Origin of the sequence: Sphingomonas mucosissima (assembly GCF_002197665.1) — a bacterium.
GTDB classification, from domain to species: Bacteria; Pseudomonadota; Alphaproteobacteria; order Sphingomonadales; family Sphingomonadaceae; genus Sphingomonas; species Sphingomonas mucosissima.
The window spans coordinates 16,606-34,636 of sequence record NZ_NBBJ01000006.1 but is presented as its reverse complement, the minus strand read 5'-3'; the positions used below and the strand labels follow the sequence as shown (position 1 = coordinate 34,636).

The 18,031-nt window shown below is 65.2% G+C and carries 21 protein-coding genes and 1 other RNA gene; 11 read left to right on the top strand and 11 right to left on the bottom strand.

Features of this window, described 5'->3' with window-relative positions; genetic code table 11:
• Positions 1-62 precede the first annotated feature (62 nt).
• The 3 genes from recJ to ssrA all read right to left on the bottom strand — a co-directional run bounded on the left by recJ (position 63) and on the right by ssrA (position 2,961).
• The gene (gene recJ, locus SPMU_RS14795; RefSeq protein WP_088334839.1) at positions 63-1,808 is read right to left on the bottom strand and encodes a single-stranded-DNA-specific exonuclease RecJ; all 1,746 of its coding nucleotides are present in this window, start codon (positions 1,806-1,808) and stop codon (positions 63-65) included.
• Positions 1,809-1,812: 4 nt separating this feature from the next.
• On the bottom strand, positions 1,813-2,493 hold the full coding sequence (locus SPMU_RS14790) for a prolyl hydroxylase family protein (RefSeq protein WP_088334837.1): 681 nt from the start codon (positions 2,491-2,493) through the stop codon (positions 1,813-1,815).
• A gap of 118 nt (positions 2,494-2,611) precedes the next feature.
• Positions 2,612-2,961, bottom strand: a transfer-messenger RNA (tmRNA) gene (gene ssrA / locus SPMU_RS14785).
• A 43-nt stretch (positions 2,962-3,004) separates the two neighbouring features.
• On the opposite strand from ssrA, the gene SPMU_RS14780 reads away from it, so the two are divergent.
• Complete coding sequence (locus SPMU_RS14780; protein ID WP_088334835.1) at positions 3,005-3,436, top strand: RrF2 family transcriptional regulator; 432 nt, start codon at positions 3,005-3,007, stop codon at positions 3,434-3,436.
• 41 nt (positions 3,437-3,477) lie between these two features.
• On the opposite strand, the gene mscL is transcribed toward SPMU_RS14780, so the two are convergent.
• On the bottom strand, positions 3,478-3,930 hold the full coding sequence (gene mscL / locus SPMU_RS14775; protein ID WP_088334833.1) for a large conductance mechanosensitive channel protein MscL: 453 nt from the start codon (positions 3,928-3,930) through the stop codon (positions 3,478-3,480).
• Positions 3,931-4,034: 104 nt separating this feature from the next.
• Here mscL and SPMU_RS14770 point away from each other — a divergent pair, with 104 nt between their 5' ends.
• The 7 genes from SPMU_RS14770 to SPMU_RS14740 all read left to right on the top strand — a co-directional run bounded on the left by SPMU_RS14770 (position 4,035) and on the right by SPMU_RS14740 (position 10,090).
• On the top strand, positions 4,035-4,613 hold the full coding sequence (locus tag SPMU_RS14770; protein WP_088334831.1) for a LemA family protein: 579 nt from the start codon (positions 4,035-4,037) through the stop codon (positions 4,611-4,613).
• A gap of 8 nt (positions 4,614-4,621) precedes the next feature.
• Positions 4,622-5,545, top strand: coding sequence for a TPM domain-containing protein (locus SPMU_RS14765; RefSeq protein ID WP_088334829.1), 924 nt, complete (start codon positions 4,622-4,624; stop codon positions 5,543-5,545).
• The gene (locus SPMU_RS14760) at positions 5,545-6,216 is read left to right on the top strand and encodes a TPM domain-containing protein (RefSeq protein ID WP_088334827.1); all 672 of its coding nucleotides are present in this window, start codon (positions 5,545-5,547) and stop codon (positions 6,214-6,216) included. The genes SPMU_RS14765 and SPMU_RS14760 overlap by 1 nt, the downstream gene beginning before the upstream one ends.
• Positions 6,213-6,737 carry an NUDIX hydrolase gene (locus SPMU_RS14755; RefSeq protein ID WP_088334825.1) on the top strand — a complete coding sequence of 175 codons (525 nt, stop codon included), beginning with the start codon at positions 6,213-6,215 and terminating at the stop codon, positions 6,735-6,737. Before SPMU_RS14760 ends, SPMU_RS14755 begins: the two co-directional genes overlap by 4 nt.
• Positions 6,738-6,839: 102 nt before the next feature.
• A complete protein-coding gene (locus SPMU_RS14750) occupies positions 6,840-8,177 on the top strand; it encodes a PQQ-dependent sugar dehydrogenase (RefSeq protein WP_088334823.1) in 1,338 nt (445 codons plus the stop codon).
• A 138-nt stretch (positions 8,178-8,315) separates the two neighbouring features.
• Complete coding sequence (locus tag SPMU_RS14745; protein ID WP_088334820.1) at positions 8,316-9,629, top strand: alkaline phosphatase family protein; 1,314 nt, start codon at positions 8,316-8,318, stop codon at positions 9,627-9,629.
• Positions 9,630-9,640: 11 nt separating this feature from the next.
• Positions 9,641-10,090 carry a MaoC family dehydratase gene (locus SPMU_RS14740; protein WP_088334818.1) on the top strand — a complete coding sequence of 150 codons (450 nt, stop codon included), beginning with the start codon at positions 9,641-9,643 and terminating at the stop codon, positions 10,088-10,090.
• A 32-nt stretch (positions 10,091-10,122) separates the two neighbouring features.
• On the opposite strand, the gene SPMU_RS14735 is transcribed toward SPMU_RS14740, so the two are convergent.
• The 5 genes from SPMU_RS14735 to petA all read right to left on the bottom strand — a co-directional run bounded on the left by SPMU_RS14735 (position 10,123) and on the right by petA (position 14,341).
• Positions 10,123-10,785, bottom strand: coding sequence for a peptidase (locus SPMU_RS14735; protein ID WP_088334816.1), 663 nt, complete (start codon positions 10,783-10,785; stop codon positions 10,123-10,125).
• Between the two features lie 79 nt (positions 10,786-10,864).
• Entirely contained in the window at positions 10,865-11,449 is a 585-nt protein-coding gene (locus tag SPMU_RS14730; RefSeq protein ID WP_088334814.1) for an adenine phosphoribosyltransferase, read from the bottom strand.
• A gap of 142 nt (positions 11,450-11,591) precedes the next feature.
• On the bottom strand, positions 11,592-12,434 hold the full coding sequence (locus SPMU_RS14725) for a cytochrome c1 (protein WP_088334812.1): 843 nt from the start codon (positions 12,432-12,434) through the stop codon (positions 11,592-11,594).
• Between the two features lie 24 nt (positions 12,435-12,458).
• Entirely contained in the window at positions 12,459-13,745 is a 1,287-nt protein-coding gene (locus tag SPMU_RS14720; RefSeq protein ID WP_088334810.1) for a cytochrome b, read from the bottom strand.
• Positions 13,746-13,756: 11 nt separating this feature from the next.
• Positions 13,757-14,341, bottom strand: coding sequence for a ubiquinol-cytochrome c reductase iron-sulfur subunit (gene petA / locus SPMU_RS14715; RefSeq protein WP_088334808.1), 585 nt, complete (start codon positions 14,339-14,341; stop codon positions 13,757-13,759).
• A gap of 198 nt (positions 14,342-14,539) precedes the next feature.
• On the opposite strand from petA, the gene SPMU_RS14710 reads away from it, so the two are divergent.
• The 3 genes from SPMU_RS14710 (at position 14,540) to SPMU_RS14700 (ending at position 16,500) form a co-directional block, all read left to right on the top strand.
• Positions 14,540-14,995, top strand: coding sequence for a tRNA (cytidine(34)-2'-O)-methyltransferase (locus SPMU_RS14710; RefSeq protein ID WP_088334807.1), 456 nt, complete (start codon positions 14,540-14,542; stop codon positions 14,993-14,995).
• A 78-nt stretch (positions 14,996-15,073) separates the two neighbouring features.
• Positions 15,074-15,916 carry an oxygen-dependent coproporphyrinogen oxidase gene (gene hemF, locus SPMU_RS14705; protein WP_088334805.1) on the top strand — a complete coding sequence of 281 codons (843 nt, stop codon included), beginning with the start codon at positions 15,074-15,076 and terminating at the stop codon, positions 15,914-15,916.
• Positions 15,907-16,500 carry a GNAT family N-acetyltransferase gene (locus SPMU_RS14700; RefSeq protein ID WP_088334803.1) on the top strand — a complete coding sequence of 198 codons (594 nt, stop codon included), beginning with the start codon at positions 15,907-15,909 and terminating at the stop codon, positions 16,498-16,500. Before hemF ends, SPMU_RS14700 begins: the two co-directional genes overlap by 10 nt.
• On the opposite strand, the gene SPMU_RS14695 is transcribed toward SPMU_RS14700, so the two are convergent.
• On the bottom strand, positions 16,470-17,216 hold the full coding sequence (locus SPMU_RS14695; RefSeq protein ID WP_088334801.1) for a hypothetical protein: 747 nt from the start codon (positions 17,214-17,216) through the stop codon (positions 16,470-16,472). The two genes, SPMU_RS14700 and SPMU_RS14695, sit on opposite strands and share 31 nt — an antisense overlap.
• Positions 17,213-17,992, bottom strand: a complete 780-nt coding sequence (locus SPMU_RS14690; protein ID WP_088334799.1) for a hypothetical protein — start codon at positions 17,990-17,992, stop codon at positions 17,213-17,215. Before SPMU_RS14690 ends, SPMU_RS14695 begins: the two co-directional genes overlap by 4 nt.
• Positions 17,993-18,031 lie beyond the last annotated feature (39 nt).

The window sequence follows — 18,031 nt, the reverse complement described above, 5'->3', positions numbered from 1 at the left end:
TGGGGGAATGCCGTCTGTCAATCGCCTGTCACGGCATATCGCATGAAAGCCGATCAACCCGCTCAATCCGCCCATGCCGCATCGTCGATGTGAAGCTCGGCCGCCGGGCGCTGCGCCCAGTCATCGATCTTGGCGCGGCCGGCGAGCCAGAGCTTGCGATGCGGCGCGGCACCGAGCAGCGCAGCACCGAGCGGCGTATCGGCCGAGCGGAACGCCATCGCCTTCAGGCTGCGCCCGTCATCGCCAGCGACTATCGCGCGAATGTGGCCGTTGCCGACCACATCGACCTTGATCGGCCGCACCGGCCCGATCGCGACACGCGGGCTCGGCCAACCCACGCCATAGGGCCCGCCGGTCTCCATTGCGGTGACGAGATCCGGCGTGACGCCGCCCGGCGCATGGACCGAATCGACCAGCAACGCACGGTCCGCCACCGCCGCCGTCACGCGATCGCCGAGCAATTCCTCGACGAAATCGGCGAAGGCTGGCACGTTTTCGGCCGCAATGGTGAGCCCGGCGGCCATCGCGTGACCGCCGCCAGCCGCCAGCAACCCCGCCTCTTTCGCCGCCAGAACGGCCTGCCCCAGATCGACGCCGGCAATCGAACGGCCGGAGCCTTTGCCAACGCCCTCGGCATCGATCGCGATCACGATGGCGGGCTGGCCAAGCTTTTCCTTGAGGCGCCCTGCGACGATGCCGATCACGCCAGGATGCCACGCCTGCCCCGCGACCACGGTGACGCGGCGGCCCGAGGCGCAGGTCGCCTCCGCTTCGGCCTGAACCGCCGCTTCGATCGCGCGGCGCTCCTCGTTCAGTCGGTCGAGCTCCGCCGCGATGCTCCGCGCCTCGGCCGGATCGCGTGTGGTGAGCAGGCGGAGGCCCAAGTCGGCGCGCCCGACGCGCCCGCCAGCATTGATGCGCGGGCCCAGCGCGAACCCCAGGTCGGTGGCGGTTGGCGCACGCGTCAGTCGCGAGGCTTCGATCAGCGCGGCGAGGCCGACGTTGCGCCGTGCCGCCATCACCTTCAGCCCCTGCGCCACGAACGCGCGGTTCAGCCCTCGCAGCTGCGCGACATCTGCCACCGTGCCGAGCGCCACCAGATCGAGCAGATCGAGGAGCTTCGGCTCGGGCCGCGCGGCAAAGAAGCCACGGCGGCGCAGCGTGCGCAGCAAGGCGGCGCCAAGCAGAAAGGCGACCCCGACGGCGGCCAGATGCCCGTGGGCGGCGCCTTCTCCCTCATCGAGGCGGTTGGGGTTCACCACCGCATGCGCCAGGGGCAATTCGCTGGCGCATTGGTGATGATCGACGACGATCACGTCGACCGGCGCGGCATGAGCGGCGGCGAGCGCATCGAATGCCTGGGCGCCGCAATCCACCGTCACGATCAGCGACGCGCCCTCGCGCGCGAGCCGCGTCATGGCAGCGGCGGTCGGACCATACCCTTCGAGCAGGCGATCGGGGATGTAGCCGCGCGCTTCGAGACCAAGCTCACGCAGCAGCAGGATCATCAACGCCGCTGAGGTGGCACCATCGACGTCATAGTCGCCGAAGATCGCGACGTTCTCGCCGCGCTGCACCGCGTCGGCCAGGCGATCGGCGGCGGCGTCCATGTCGCGGAACGTCGAGGGATCGGGCATGAAGGCGCGGATCGACGGGCTGCGATGATCGTCGAGCGCGTCGGGCGTGCAGCCGCGGGCGAGCAACAATTGCGTGACCAGATCGTGCGGCGCCAGATTGTCGGAGGCGGTGGCGCGCCATCGCCACGGCTGGCCAAGGATCGACCGCTCCACCCCCAAGACATGCATCATCTCGTCACGTCCGCGGGGTCCAGGGCGCTTCCCGAAACCACTTGGTGATGATGTACTTCACGCCTTCGGACACCGCGGTGCCTTCGTGCAGCGTGGCGGTGTTCGGGCTGCCATCCGGCTTCATGTTGTTCCAGGCGAGCAGCGTGCCACGTTTCGGCTTCACGCGCACGCCCGCCTGCGGAAACCAGGTCGCCCCGCCCTCCTCGACATCGTTGAGGAAGATCATCGCGGTCCACACACGTTGACCGCCGGACGCCTTCATCGACGGCCAGTAGCTCTCGCCCTCGTGAAAGTAATCGTGATGCGCCTTGAAATACTGCCCCGGCGCGTACCGCTGACCCTGCATCGTCTCGCCCCAAGCAGGGTCCAGCCCGAGCAGGTGCGCGAGCCCTTCATCGATCGGCTGGATCTCCGGCGCGCGGCGGTTCATGTCGCAGCTTTCGGAGGTGCGGAACGACGTGTCCCCGTGATCCGACAGCAGGGTCGAGGGACGGCGGTTTGCATCGATCATCGCGACCAGCCGCGTGCACGTGGCCACATCGAGATAGGCCGGGATCTTCCACGCGGCCGCCTGTTCGGTGGGAAGCTTGATCGCGCGGGGATCGGCGTCCAGCCGAGCGGCAACGGAGTTGCCGATCCGGGCGCGATGGTCGGATGGATGACCGGGAACGCTGGTAATCGCCATGACGCCCCTATTTGCGCGGGCCAAACCCGAAGGCAAGAGTCCCCCATCGGGGCCCCACCGCAACACGATTTCATGCTGAGGTGGGGAGCTTCTGTTGCCCGGCGCTCCCCGTGCCGCTGGAATCCGCTTCTGTTGCCCGGTGCGGTCCAACCGCGCTATTTTAGAGTAACCTTAGGCCGTTAAGCCTTAGGGTTACGCCGCAATCGCGAGTGCTTCGTTATCGTTGGCACTTGTGTATAGGCCGTCACGGTGGTCCCATTCCGAGCAAAAGCCAGCGCTTTTCAACACACGTCGATCCTGGTTCGGCCCCGTCAACGAAACTGCTGAAAGCAGTTGCGATGGTGGAGCCGCCGGGTACTGCCCCCGGGTCCGCTGTGCCTATTTTTCACCGGCGTTTATCGCCATAGCCGTGGGGCAAGCCCCGCGAGCCCGACCGATATAGGGAAGCGGATCGAAAGTTGGAAGAGGCGCCTTTCAGTCGCCATAATGCGGGTGCATATAACAGAGTATCATGCTTACCCAGCGTTCCCGTTATGCCCTCCGCTCGATGATCTTCCTTGCCACCATGCCTGCTGGTGGCCCGCCGATCCCGATGAACCGGATCGCGGTTGAGGCGAATGTCCCGCGCAAGTTCCTGGAACTGATCCTGGCGGATCTGCGCGATGCCGGGCTGCTGCATAGCCAGCGCGGCAAGATGGGCGGCTATGTTCTCTCGCGGCCCGCCCATCTGATTTCACTGGGCGAAGTGATCCGCGTGATTGAGGGGCCGCTGGCGCTCGTCCCGTGCGTGAGCCGCACTGCCTATCGCCCCTGCAAGGACTGCAAGAGCGAGGCGGATTGTGCGATCCGCCAGGCGATGGCGCGCGTGCGTGACGAAACGGCGCGGATCCTGGACGGCACCAGCCTCGCCGATGCCACGGCAGAGGAAATGGCGGCCGCTTAGGCGGTTCGCCGTCCGGCGAGGGCGGGACGGCAGCTTTTGCATCAAACCCTTGGCCGCGCTTTCAGCTCGTCGCGGATCTCGCGCAGCAACGCGACATCGGTAGGCTCTGCCTTCGGCTCCTCTGCCGCCTGGGCCTTTTCGCGCTCGAACAGTGCCACGGCGCGGTTGATTGTGCGCACGAGCATGAAGATGATGAAGGCGACGATGACGAAATTGACCGCTTGGGTCGCAAATGCGCCATAGCCGAGCAACGGCACGCCGGCTTTCTTCAACGCTGCGTAATCGGTTGACCCCTGAAGCGCCGCCGGCACCGCGCCCAGCACCACGAAATAGCTGGAGAAATCCAGGCCGCCCAGGATCCGCCCGATTATCGGCATCAGCACGTCCTCGGTGAGCGAGGTCACGATCCGGCTGAACGCGCCGCCGATGATCACCGCCACGGCCAGATCGAGCACGTTGCCGCGCGCTATGAACGCCCTGAATTCCTTGAGCATCGCGATGTCCCCGTTTTTCCCACGGAGGTTAATCGTCGATTGCCCCTTCGCCAAGCGTTCCGGCTGTCCTATATCCGTGACACAGTTACTGGAGAGCCAAGCCCATGACGTTTCGCCCTGTCGTCCTCCTTGCACTGTCTGCCAGCGTTGCGGGCTGCGGGATCAACAGCGTTCCGACGGCCGAGGAAAATGCCAAGGCGCGCTGGGCTGACGTGCAGAACTATTATCAGCGCCGGGCGGACCTGATCCCGAACCTCGTGTCGACCGTGAAGGCAGCCGGCGCGCAGGAGAAGGAAATCCTGACTGAGGTGACGCAGGCACGAGCGTCGGCCACTCAAGTTCAGGTGTCGGGTGAGGACCTGGCGGATCCTGCCAAGATGCAGGCGTATCAGCGCGCGCAGGCGGGGCTCACGCTATCGCTGCAACGATTGCAGGAAGCGTATCCCGAGCTGAAGAGCCAGTCGAACTATACCACGCTGATGAGCCAGTTGGAGAGCACGGAAAACCGGATCACCATCGCCCGCAACGACTATAATTCGGCCGTTCAGGCGTATAACACGCGCATCCGCACCTTCCCGGATGCGATCGGCGCGCGGGTCTTCTACGGTGCCAAGCCGATGGTGCCGTTCCAGGCGACGACACCGGGCGCGGAGACGGCGCCGAAGGTCGACTTCGGCGGCTGATCATCAGGATGATCGCACCATCAGCTGCCGGCCGCAGGCATGTCGGAGGGCAGCTTCGCTCGTTGTGGGCGTGGGCCATTGCCTTGCCGGTGGCATTGCTCCTGCTGCTGGCGCTGTTCACGCCGGCGCCTGCCAGCGCGCAGACGTTCCCGAAATTCACGGGGTTCGTCGTCGACGCGGCGGATATTCTGCCGCCGCAGGTGGAAGCGCAGCTGACCCAGAAGCTGGATGCGATGCAGCGGGACACCAAGCGGCAATTGATCGTCGCCACGGTGCCCAGCCTGCAGGATTATCCCATCGAGGAATATGGCTACAAGCTCGGGCGCGCCTGGGGCGTCGGGCTGGCGGACGTGAATAACGGTGCGATTCTCCTGGTTGCCCCGAATGAGCGCAAGGTGCGCGTCGAAGTCGGCTATGGCCTCGAGCCGATCCTGACCGATGCGCTTTCCAGCGTGATCATCAATCAGGTGATCCTTCCGCGCTTCAAGGCCGGCGACATGCCAGGCGGCGTCGTTGCGGGAGCCGATGCGCTGGAGGCTCAGCTACGCGCCTCCCCTGAGGAGGCGCAGGCGCGCCTCGACGCGGCCATCAAGCAATTCGATGCCACGCGGGCCGGCCCACGCCGCAGCGGCGGCGGCTTTCCGCTCGGCCTCGTTTTCTGGGGCATGGTTGCGTTGTTCGTCCTGCTTTCACTCGGGCGTCGCGGCGGTGCGAGGGGTCAACGATACCGCGGCGGCGGTGGCAGCGGGATCGGGTCCGTGGTTCTCTGGAACATCGCGGCCAACGTGGCGAGCGCGGCGCTGAACAGTCGAAACGGCGGTGGCGGCGACTGGGGCGGCGGATCTGGCGGCGGCGGCGGCTGGGGCGGCGGTGGCTTTGGCGGCGGCGGGGGTGGATCGTTCGGCGGCGGCGGCGCGTCGGGGAGTTGGTGATGCGGCTGTCCGGTGAGGATCATGCAAAGGTCACTGCTGCGGTGGCCGCGGCAGAACGCAACACGGTTGGCGAGATCGTCACGATCGTCGCGCGCCGATCCGACGCGTATCATGATGTCGGGCTGCATTGGGCCGTGCTCGCGATGCTGCTCGTGCTCGCGCTTTTGGCGACCTTCCCCGGCGCGATCGACGCCATTCACCTGCTGAGCGGTGATCCGTGGAACGAGCATGTGTCCACCGGAACGGCGCTGACGGTGGCCACATTCCTGGCGGCCGCGACGTATCTACTGGTCCGCTACCTGCTCGCCATTCCGGCGCTGCGCATGGCATTGACGCCCGGCGCCACGAAGACCCGCCGGGTTCATGCCCGTGCGCTGACGCTGTTCCGCGCTTCGGCCGAACACCGCACCGCGGCTGCCACGGGCGTGCTCCTGTACCTCAGCCTCGATGAACACCGGGCCGAAATCGTAGCGGATGCCGGCATCCACAGTCGCGTGTCCGCGGATGTGTGGGGGCATGCGATGGCGGTGTTGCTCGAAGCGGTGAAGGACGAGCGGCCCGGCGACGGCATGGCCGCCGCGGTAGCGGAGATCGGCGTCGTGCTCGCCGAACACTTTCCCCGCACCGGCAGCAATCCCAACGAGCTGCCCGACCGATTGATCGAGCTATGACGGACGACAGCACGCCAGAGACGATATGGGAGGGCCGCTTCATCAAGATGGTGAAGCAGGGCAAATGGGAATATGCCTCGCGCTGCCGGGGGATCGGAGCAGCGGTCATCGTCGCCATCACCGATGACGACGAAGTGATCCTGGTCGAGCAATATCGCGTGCCACTGGGCCGTACGTGCCTCGAATTGCCGGCCGGACTGATCGGCGACGTGGAGGCTGGCGAGCCGCTGGTCGAGGCTGCCCGGCGTGAGCTGGAGGAAGAAACCGGCTATCGCGCCGGCGTGATCGAGCCGCTCGGTTTTTTCCATTCCTCTCCCGGCATGGTGAGCGAAGGCTTCACGCTGGTGCGCGCGCGCGAGCTGGTGAAGGTTGGCCCCGGCGGCGGGGACGCGGAGGAGGACATCACCGTTCACGTCGTCCCCCGCGCTATGCTCACCGCGTTTGTTGCGCAGAAGCGCGCCGACGGCGCGGCGATGGACGTCAAGCTTCTGCTGCTGCTGGCGGACACGTTGCTGGCCTGATCAGGCGTTGCTCGTGCAGGCTTGCACGTTCCTGCGCGCGCGCGGCCTCAGGCGCCCTTAACCACCCTTCCCCCCACGGCCTCGCGCGTCTATCTCGTCTCCATGCGCAAACACATTCTGATCGTGCTGGGCTTGGTTGTCCTCGCGGGCATCGGCATCTTCACCTGGCTGGGCTGGCCAGACAAGGCCCGCGTCGATGTTGCGGAGGTGACCGGCCAGCGGCCGAGGATCACCGAGCCGCGCAGCCAGATGATCCCGACGGTCAAGGTTGCCGATGCCGTTGGCTGGCCTGCCGGCGCGAAGCCGCAGGCCGCCGCCGGGCTGACCGTCTCGCGCTTTGCCGAGGGCTTGGATCATCCCCGCTGGATGTACCGTTTGCCCAATGGTGACGTGCTTGTTGCCGAAACGAACTCCCCGCCACGTGGGCGCAGCTTCGTGGATCAGGTGATGCGCTATCTGATGGGCCGCGCAGGCGCCGGGGTTCCTTCGGCCAACCGGATCACGCTGCTCCGCGATGCGGATGGCAACGGCGAAGCGGAGTTCCGCTCCGTGTTCATGACCGGGCTCAACTCACCGTTCGGCATGACGCTGTTCGACGGACAGCTTTATATCGCCAACACCGACGCACTGGTTCGCGTGCCCTATACGGAGGGCGCGACCAAGATCGACGCCAAGCCGGAAGTGGTGATCACCTTGCCGGGCGGCGAGAACCATTGGGCGCGCAACGTGATCGCTGCCGAGGACGGCCGCACATTGTACGTTTCGGTCGGCTCCGCTTCGAACATCGCCGAAAAGGGTCTCGATCTGGAGCGCAAGCGCGCCAACATCCTTCAGGTCTGGCCCAAGGAAAAGACGTCGCGTGTCTATGCCGCTGGCCTGCGCAATCCCAACGGCATGGCGATCAACCCGCAGTCGAAGCAGCTGTGGACGGTGGTCAACGAGCGCGACATGCTGGGTTCCGATATTGTCCCCGACTATTTGACCGCGATCGAACTGGGCGATCACTTCGGCTGGCCGTGGTATTATTGGGGCGGCTATCCCGACAAGCGCGTGGAGCCGGCCAATCCGCAGCTGCAGCAATATTCGAAGCGGCCGGACTATGCCTTGGGACCGCATGTCGCCGCATTGGGTCTCACCTTCGCCGGTGACGTCAATCTTGGGCAGCGCTATGCCCATGGCGCTTTCATTGGCGAGCATGGCTCGTGGAACCGCGTGCCGCCATCGGGCTACAAGGTCACCTTCGTTCCCTTCACCGACAAGGGCTGGCCGGCGCCCGGCGCAAAGCCGATCGATGTGCTGACCGGCTTCCTCAACGCCAAGGGCGAAGCGCAGGGCCGGCCGGTTGGCGTGATTGGCGATCGCACGGGCGCGATGCTCGTCGCCGATGACGTTGGCAACGTGATCTGGCGCGTGGCCGCCGCGCGCACACCGGCCCGGTGAGGGCGCGGCTGAAATCATCGACACGAGCGCACGGCTCGGCCACCAGGGGCCCTGACGTGCGCTTGTTATTCCCTGACGGGCCGGGCTGTAAGCAATCAGACTGGCGACAGCGACGCGTCTGATCGCTACCGCAACCGGATGCTTCGCCAACTGATTCCCGCCCTTGCCGCGGTATCCTCCCTGGCCGTCTCTCTGGCTGGGTGCGCGTACCCCGGGACACCCTCCGCCCTTCCGGCCGCAACTGCGCCCGCGCCGCTGGCCGCGGTCTCGGCACCCAATGAGGCGCGTACCCCAGTCACCATCCTCGTCGGGATTGACGGGTTTCGCCCGGATTACCTTGATCGGGGGATCACGCCGAACCTCTCCCGGCTGGCGGCTGAAGGCGTGACCGGGCCGATGCGGCCCTCCTTTCCATCCAAAACGTATCCCAACCATTGGACGCTGGTGACCGGCCTTCGCCCGGATCGGCACGGGATCACGGCAAACATGATGGAGGATCCCGCGCGGCCGGGCGAGGTCTTCACCATGGCGACCGACGATCCCTTCTGGTGGAACGCTGCGCCGCCGATCTGGGTGACGGCGGAACAGGCGGGGATCAGGACCGCGTCGATGTTCTGGCCCGGCTCCACCGTTGCCTGGGGTGGGACGCGCGGCGCCGAATGGCCGAACCTGCTGACTGGGGGCGTGCGGCCAAGCGACTGGCAGGCATTCAGCCAGCAGATGCCCGGCGAGAACCGCGTTCGGCAGGTGATCGACTGGATGCGGCGCCCGGCAGGCATCCGACCCCGCTTCGTGACCACCTACTTCGACGTGGTGGACACCGAAGGGCACCGCGGTGGGCCCGACGCTGCGGGCGTGCAAACGGCCGTGGCGGAAGTCGATCGGCAGATCGGAGCGCTGATGATGGGCCTCGCCGAATTGGGCCAGCCTGCCAACCTGATCATTGTTTCCGATCATGGCATGGCCGCCACGTCAAGCGAGCGCGTGGTTGCGCTTGATCGCGTTGTCCCCCCGACTGACGCGCGCATTGTCGAAAGCGGCCCCTATGCGACGTTCTCGCCGCTGCCTGGGCGCGAAGCAGCCGTCGCGTCCGCCTTGCTGAAGCAGCACCCCCACATGGAATGCTGGCGCAAGGAGAGTATCCCGGCGCGCTTCCACTATGGTCGCAACGTCCGCATCCCGGCGTTCCTCTGCCTCGCCGAGCCGGGCTGGGAGCTGATGAAGACCGCGCCCGCCCAAGCCTTTGCGCGCGGCAACCACGGCTTTGACCCGCTGCACCCCAGCATGCGCGCGCTCTTTATCGGCAATGGCCCGTCGTTCGCCCGTGGCCGGCGCCTGCCGGTGTTCGACAACGTTGCGGTCGCGCCGCTTCTGCGCACGTTGCTCGGCCTGCCGGGTGATCCTACGCTGGACGGGACGGACGCGGTATTTCGTCCCGTGCTCCGCGAATAACAGGAGAGCGCATGCAATATTTCGAAGACATCGCGGTGGGGGCGAAGGCGAGCTTCGGCAGCTACAAGGTCACGCGGGAGGAAGTCATGGACTTCGCGTCGCGCTATGACCCGCAGCCGTTTCACCTTTCGGACGATGCCGCCGCACGGACACACTTCGGGCGGATATCCGCCAGTGGTTGGCACACCTGCGCGATGGTCATGTCAATGATCGTCGAGAACCTGAAGAACAACAAGCAGGCCGGCCTCGGCTCTCCAGGTGTCGATGAGCTGCGCTGGCTGAAGCCCGTTTACCCCGGCGACACGCTACGCTGCGAAACCGAAGTGATCGAAAAACGCCAGTCGCAATCCCGGCCGGAGATGGGCATCTTCAAGAGCCGGATGACGGTCTACAATCAGGATGACGTGGCCGTCATGTCCATGGTGTCGAACGGCCTGATTGCGACCCGCCCTACCGGCTGATCAGCCGAGACGATTCGTCGCGACGGCGCCCATCACCGCGGACGTTCATTTCCCCGAGGCTCGGCCCCGCGACCACCGCCGCGGTTCAGGCCAGGCCCGCGCATGCCCTGACCTCGGTTCATGCCGGGATTGCGCGTAACGCCTGGGTCGCGGTTCTGCCGCGGGGTCCGTATGCCATCGGCGCGATTGTCCCGCCGCAGCTCGCGCCAATCCTGCCGTACATCGCGGCGGAACTCGCGCCGCGCGTCGCGCCGGCCTTGGCGGAATTGCTCGCGATTGATCGTGCCATCGCGGTAGCCCTGACGGTTTTCTCGCAAGTCCCCGCGCAAGTCCCGCCGCTCCGCGCGGTAATCCCGGCGGAAGTCGTTCCAGTTCGCGCGGGCGCCTGGCCGATTCCAGCCGGGACGTCCCTGCCAATAGCGGCGCTGCGTATCGTTCCAGCGGAACGGGCGGCGGTAGCGATCGTACACGAAGACCCCGGTACCGGGATAATAGAAGTCGTTATACCAGCCGAACGGGCCGCCCAGGCCGGGCGCATAACCACCGAAGTCCCCACCAGCGTAATAAGGATCGGCGTAATAGCCGGAGCCATAGCCGAGCGATGCCCCGCCATAGCCGTAGCCGTCGGTGCAGCCGGCCGCACCGAAAGCCAGGCCGCTAATTAACGCCACCAGTCCGAACCGCTTGAAACTCATGTTCCCACTCCCACACGCCGGAGAACGGCAGAATACGCGCCGCAATGAAGTCGAAACGAGGTTAATAGAGCGCGGTTCCTTAATGGCCCGGGAACGAAATCAAGGCGCTGACATCCACGCCGTCGTCACGTAGCAACTTCGCGCCGCCAAGATCGGGCAGATCGACCAGGAACTGGGCTTGGCTGACGGACGCGCCAGCCTTTCGCAGCAGCCTGATGGCGGCGCGGGCGGTGCCGCCGGTGGCGATCAGATCATCGACCAACAGGACGCGGGCACCGGGAGCCAAGGCATCAGCATGCATGGCGATACGATCCTGCCCGTATTCCAGCGCATAATCCTCCGCGATCGTTGCGCCGGGCAGTTTGCCGTCTTTCCGGATCAGCAGCACGCCAGCTTTCAGCGGTGACGCGAGCGCCGCTGCAAAGAGGAAGCCGCGCGCCTCGATACCGGCCACCAGATCGATCGGTCCATGCGTCGCATCAGCCATGCGCGCGATGCTCGCCGCGAACCCGGCGGGGTTGAGCAGCAAGGTGGTGATGTCGCGAAAGAGGATGCCGGGCTTGGGGAAATCCGGGATCGTTCGGATCAATGCCTTGAGATCGTCATTGGCATTCGCGTTGCTGACGCTTCCCGGTTCCGGCGTATCGCTGTGGGTGGTGGTCATGGAGAGGCACATGCCCGCCGCGTCGGGGCCTCGCAAGCGGGTTGACCGGGCCACCCCTGCACCTGCCCCACAAAGAAGAAGGCCCCGCTCGCGTCATGCGAGCAGGGCCCCTCCTGTTCAGTTCATCTTGCGATGGGGCGGCTCAGTGCTTCACGCCGCGCCACACGTTGCGATAGGTACCGATTGTCAGGAAGACGAAGATGATCAGGAAGATCACCGATGCGAAGCCGGCGCCGTGCCGCGTTTCGAGGTTCGGCTCGGCCGTCCAGGTGAGGAACGCCGCGACGTCCTTCGCCATCTGGTCACGCGTCGACTTCGTGCCGTCCTCGTAGGTCACCTGCCCATCCGAGGTGATCGGCGGCGGCATGGCGATGTTGAGGTTCGGGAAGTACGGATTGTAGTACAGGCCCTGCGGCGTCTTCGCGTCCGGGAACTTGCGCAGCAATTCCGCCGGCTGGTTCTGATATCCCGTCAGCAAAGATGCGACGTAGTTCGGGCCATCGTGCCGCGCCTTGGCGATCAGCGAAAGGTCTGGCGGCAACGCGTTGTTGTTGGCAGCGCGCGCGGCGACTTCATTCGCATAGGGGCTCGGGAAGCGATCCGATGCGACGTTCTTGCGAGTCGCGGCCTCGCCGGTGTCCGGATTCACGCCCGGCTGCTCGATCGGCCACGCCTGAGCGAGCGCCTTCACCTGGCCTTCCGAATAGCCGATCTGCTCCAGATCGCGGAACGAGACGTAGCGCAGGCTGTGACAGGCGGCGCAAACCTCCTGATAGACCTTCAAGCCGCGCTGCAGCTGCTGGCGATCGAACTTGCCGAACATACCGGCCGAGGAAAGCTCCGCGTCCTTCGGGTGCAAGTGGAACTCATGTTCCGCGGTTTCCGGAGCCGGATCGGAAATCGCTGTCGAGATCGTCCCGAACAGCGAAATGCCGAGGACGAACACGAAAGCCGCGCCGACCAGGAGTGCGATGGTACGAACCATTATCTTGTTATTCCCCTGTACGGCTCAGTGCGCCAGCGCGGTCTGGGCGGGCGATGTGCCGCCATGCTTGGCGAGCACCGCTTCGGTGATCGAGTTCGGCAACGGGCGCGGACGCTCCGAGCGCGACACGATCGGCAGGATGATCAGGAAGTGCGCGAAGTAATAAGCCGTCGCGAGCTGCCCAATGATGACGTTGCGTGCCGTCGCTTCCGCGCCGCCGATATAGCCGAGCACCAGTACGTCGAGCGCCAGCACGATCAGGAACCAGCGATACGTCGGGCGATAGTTGGCCGAACGAACCGGCGAGCTATCGAGCCACGGCAGGAAGAACAGCAGGAGGATCGAGCCGAACATCGCCAGCACGCCCCACAGCTTGCCCGTCAGGATGAAGTCCGCGGTGAAGCTCTTCAGGATCGCGTAGAACGGCAGGAAGTACCATTCCGGAACGATGTGCGCCGGCGTCGAGAGCGGGTTCGCCTCGATGTAATTGTCGGGGTGCCCGAGCAGGTTCGGCGAGAAGAACACCAGCGCGGCGAAGATCAGGAAGAACACGGCCACGCCGACGCCGTCCTTGGCGGTGTAATAGGGGTGGAACGGCACCGTGTCCTGCTCACCCTTTACGTCCACGCCGGTTGGGTTGTTCGAACCCGGGATGTGCAGCGCCCAAATGTGCAGGACGATGACGCCCGCGATCACGAACGGCAGCAGATAGTGAAGCGAGAAGAAGCGGTTCAGCGCGGCGTTGTCCGGCGCATAGCCGCCCAGCAGCAGCACGCGGATCGGCTCGCCGACCAGCGGAATGGCCGAGAAGAAGCCGGTGATCACCTGCGCACCCCAGAAGCTCATCTGCCCCCAGGGAAGAACGTATCCCATGAAGGCAGTTGCCATCATGAGCAGGAAGATCACGACGCCGAGCAGCCACACCATCTCGCGCGGCGCCTTGTACGACCCGTAATAAAGGCCGCGTGCGATGTGGATGTACACCACGGCGAGGAACATCGAGGCGCCGTTCGCGTGCGCATAACGCAGGAACCAGCCGGCGTTCACGTCGCGCATGATGCTTTCGACCGAGGCGAAGGCGACCAGCGAATTGGCGCCATAGTGCATCGCCAGGACGATGCCGGTAACGATCTGCACCACCAGCGCAAGGCCGGCGAGCACGCCGAAGTTCCAGAAATAGTTCAGGTTGCGCGGCACGGGATAGCCAGCGCCAACGGCGTTATAAACGAGACGCGGCAGCGGCAGCTTCTCGTCGAGCCACCGCATCAGCGGCTGCTTCGGCTCGTAATGATTGGCCCAGGGAAAGCTCATCTGTCGCTACCTTAACCGATCGTCACGACTGTGTCGGACGTGAATGCATAATCGGGAACGACCAGGTTGGTCGGTGCGGGGCCCGAGCGAATACGGCCTGCGGTGTCATAGGCAGAGCCATGGCAGGGGCAGAAATAGCCGCCGAACGGCCCTTTATTCTCACCCTCGCCGGCGCCTAGCGGCACGCAGCCGAGATGGGTGCAAACACCCAGCGTGATCAGCCAATTCTTCTTGCCGGCCTTGGTGCGGTCGTCGAGCGACTGCGGATCGCGCAGCGAGCTTACCGCGACAGCGTCGGCCTCAGCGATTTCCTTGGGCGTCAGATTGCGCACGAACAGCGGCTGCTTGCGGAACGTGGACTTGATCGCCTGCCCCGGCTCGATCTTGCTGATATCGACCTCGGTCGTGGACAGCGCGAGCACGTCGGCCGACGGATTCATCTGATTGATGAGCGGCAGAACAACAACGCCTGCGCCAACACCAGCCCAGGCGACCGCGGCGATATTGATAAAATCGCGGCGACGGGGATCATGCCCGTCCTCGTCATGTCGGGCAGGATAATCGCCCGGAGTAATCGTGTTGTCGACCGTCGCCATTCACCAACCCTTGTCCAACCGGCCCCGGCGGGGAGCGCAAATGGAAAGAGCCTCCCCCGACGCCCGCCTGAAAACCCCATCGACCCGCGGGGTGGGCGGTTGATAGCTGCGCACCCTGCCCCTGCCAATGGTGATTTTTGCCTCGGTTCATCAAGCCTTCATCGTGTCAGCGTCGACCAACGGGGCTAAGGAAGAGGAATGCGCATCGCCCTGTTCGAGCCGGACATCGCCGGAAACGTCGGCACCATCCTGCGTACCGCGGCATGTTTTGGCGTGGCGGTGGACCTGATCGAGCCGATGGGCTTCCCCTGGAGCGACCGCGCGCTGCGCCGCTCGGGCATGGATTATGCAGGAGTTGCGCAGGTCGTGCGCCATGCGGACTGGGCCGCCTTCAACACCGCACGGCAAGGAAGGCTGATTCTGGCTACGACGCGCGGCGCGGTTGATTTGTGGGAGGCACGCTTCGAATCCGACGACATCCTGCTGTTCGGAAGCGAAAGCGCAGGCGTGCCGGATCACGTACACGCGGCTGCGGATCTGGCGGTGCGGATTCCGCTGCAGCCGGGCCTGCGCTCCCTCAATGTCGCTGTCAGCGCCGGCATCATCCTGGCCGAATCACTTCGCCAGACGAGCAACCCGGCGCCCCCGCCGTGACAGAGCCGTGCGTCCGTGGGCGGCACGGCGTCTCCTGGCACCTCGACAGGTCGGCCCACCCACACGTATCAGCCACCGATGCACATGCTCGATAACGAACAAGCCGCCGCCCGCGCATGGTTTGAGGAACTTCGCGACCTCATCTGCGCCGAGTTCGAAGCGATCGAGCGTGAGGCCGGCTCCGATGCCGCCTTCGATTACACCGCGTGGGATCGCCATGATTCGTCCGGCGCGCCCGGCGGTGGCGGGGTTCGCGGCGTAATGAAGGGGCGCGTGTTCGAGAAGGTTGGCGTCAACGTCTCCACGGTCGGCGGCAAATTCGACGGCGAATTCGGCAAGACGATCCACGGCGCGTCGGAAGATCCCACCTTCTTTGCCACGGGCATCAGCCTGGTTGCCCATATGGCCAATCCGCATGTGCCGGCCGTGCACATGAACACGCGCTTCCTGGTGACTACCAAACGCTGGTTCGGCGGCGGCGCAGACCTGAACCCGCCGCTTCCGATCGAGGAGGACACCGCAGACTTTCACGCGTGCCTGAAGGCCGCCTGCGACGGGCACGATCCGGCCGATTACGACCGTTTCAAGCAATGGGCCGATGACTATTTCTACATCCCCCATCGCAAGGTTCATCGCGGGGTCGGCGGTATCTTCTACGACCATCTTGAAGGCGATTTCGCCGCAAACTTCGGCTTCACGCAGGATGTCGGCCGCGCCTTCCTAGAGGTTTACCCTCGAATCGTGCGCCGCCGGATGAATGCCCCGTTTTCGGACGCGGAGATTGCCCAGCGAAACGCGTGGCGCGGGCGCTATGCGGAATTCAACCTGGTCTACGATCGCGGGACATTGTTCGGCTTGAAGACGGGCGGAAACATCGATGCCATCCTGATGAGCCTCCCGCCCGTCGCCACATGGGCCTGATCGCCGTTCCGGACGACCACGTGGCGACGATCGTCACCACGCTGGAGATGACTGGCAAGCCGCCGCTACGGCCGCTGCCCCCGTCTCCCTTTCGGCTGGTTCGCTGGGCAAAACCGACCGCGGAGGCATACCGGACGCTCTTTCGCCGCGTGGGTGCGCCCTGGTTGTGGTTCTCCCGCCTGGCCATGGCCGAGGACGCACTGCTCCCGATCATTCGCGATCCAGCGATCGAGATATATGCCGCGATCGACCGGATGGGCATCGAAGTCGGCATGTTAGAGCTCGACTTTCGGCATCACGGCGGGTGCGAATTATCGTATTTCGGCCTCATCCCGGAGCTTGCCGGCCGCGGACACGGACGGTGGCTGATGAGCGAAGCCATGGCACGCAGCTGGCGCCCGGGAATTGGCCGCGTGACGGTGAACACATGTACGCTGGATCACCCGTCCGCGCTGAACTTCTACCGAGCACAGGGCTTTGTCGCGATCAAGCGGACCGTCGAAACCTTTGCCGATCCGCGCCTCGCGGGATTGTTGCCGGCCGAAACCGCGCCTCACGTGCCGCTGTTGGCGAACCGGCGGTAAACCGCGACCCCGACCAGCAGCAATCCGAGGTTATAGAAAGTGCCGGCTGCGGCGAGCAGCGCGGCCACCAGAGCGATCAGGAACGGATTGTCATGCTCCGGCTGCCGCAGCCAGCTGTCGAATGAAAAAAGCGGGCTAACCGCCAGCCATTGCATCAGAAACAGCGACACGACGGCCCCTAGTGTCGCCCAGGCAACCGTATTGGTCAGCCGCCAGCTTCGGCCAAGTGCGCGGGCGGCGCTCTGTCCGGGTTCGGCGGCAACCACCGGCACGGCCGCGATCAACCGCGCCTGGATATAAAGCCCAGGCAGCACGAACAGCCACAGCCCCATGCCAACCGGGATCGCGACAAGAAGGTTGAGCAGCACGAACCGCCCCAGGCGCCGCAGGGCAACGATCAGGCTGTCACCGACCGTGAGACGGCCCGGTGCGATCAGCAGCATCGCAATGGCGGCCAGCCCCACCATGCCGACCACATCGGCCAGCAGATACCACAAGGCATTTCCTTGCCCCCAGGTGGACACCGCTGCCATCCACTGGGCCATCGCTGCCTCGTCCGACGGCTGAGCCGGAAGCGGCGGCATGGAATCGCAGAGAAGCTGGACGGCGAAGGCGGGCAGGAACACCAACGCCCCTGCCAAGGCGAGAACGAGATTAGCCTCCCGGCGAAAGACGGCCCAGCCGTCCGCCAGCAGGCGTGCAAAGGTAATGGTCATGCCGCGTCGTGCGCTTCTCGCGCGGCGAGGTAAAGCTGCGCGGCGAACACCATCTGTAAAATGCTGAACAGCGCCGTCACCACCGCCGTGACAGCGGCAATCACCAGCGAGACGATCACCGGGCTGTCCGCTCCGGCCAGCAGGCGCGCGACGACCCCGACCACCGATGTGGCTGCCATGAGCACCACAAGAAAAACGAGCCCATAGAGGATCAGGACGCCCATCAGCTTCAGGCTGCTACCCCGGGTAAGCGCGAACGAGCGCCTGATCGCACCCGCGCCGCGGCGCTCGTTCACGATCACTGCGCTCAGCGGCAGCAGCCTCGCCGCTGCCCACAACATCACCGGCATCAAGACGATAAAGTACAGCAAACCAGCGCCTAACAGCGGCATGTTCACGCCGTCTGGAACCCCGCCCGCGCGTGCTTGCGCCACATCAAAGCCGGCCAGCCCGATCAGAACCGCACCGGGGATCATCGCCACGGCGAACAGAAGGCCGATCAGCAGCGACACGCCGATGAACGGGCCAAGCCGCCGCCGCCCGATGGCGAGTGCCGCCCCCTGATCAACCGCAGGATCACTCGCCACCGCCGTCATCGCGATCGCGCTGATCGTGGCGGCGATAAAGACAAGGAGCGAGGCGGCAAACTTCGTTGACCGCAAGGCGAAGGACGTGTCGCTTATCGCCTCAAGCCCGGCCTGTGCGACAGGCGGCAGGATCAGCAAGATCACCGCGAGCGACAATAAAATGCCGAGCCGCCCGGAGATCACGGCCATTGCGCGGTCCCAGACCAATCCCATGCTGATCATAACCGC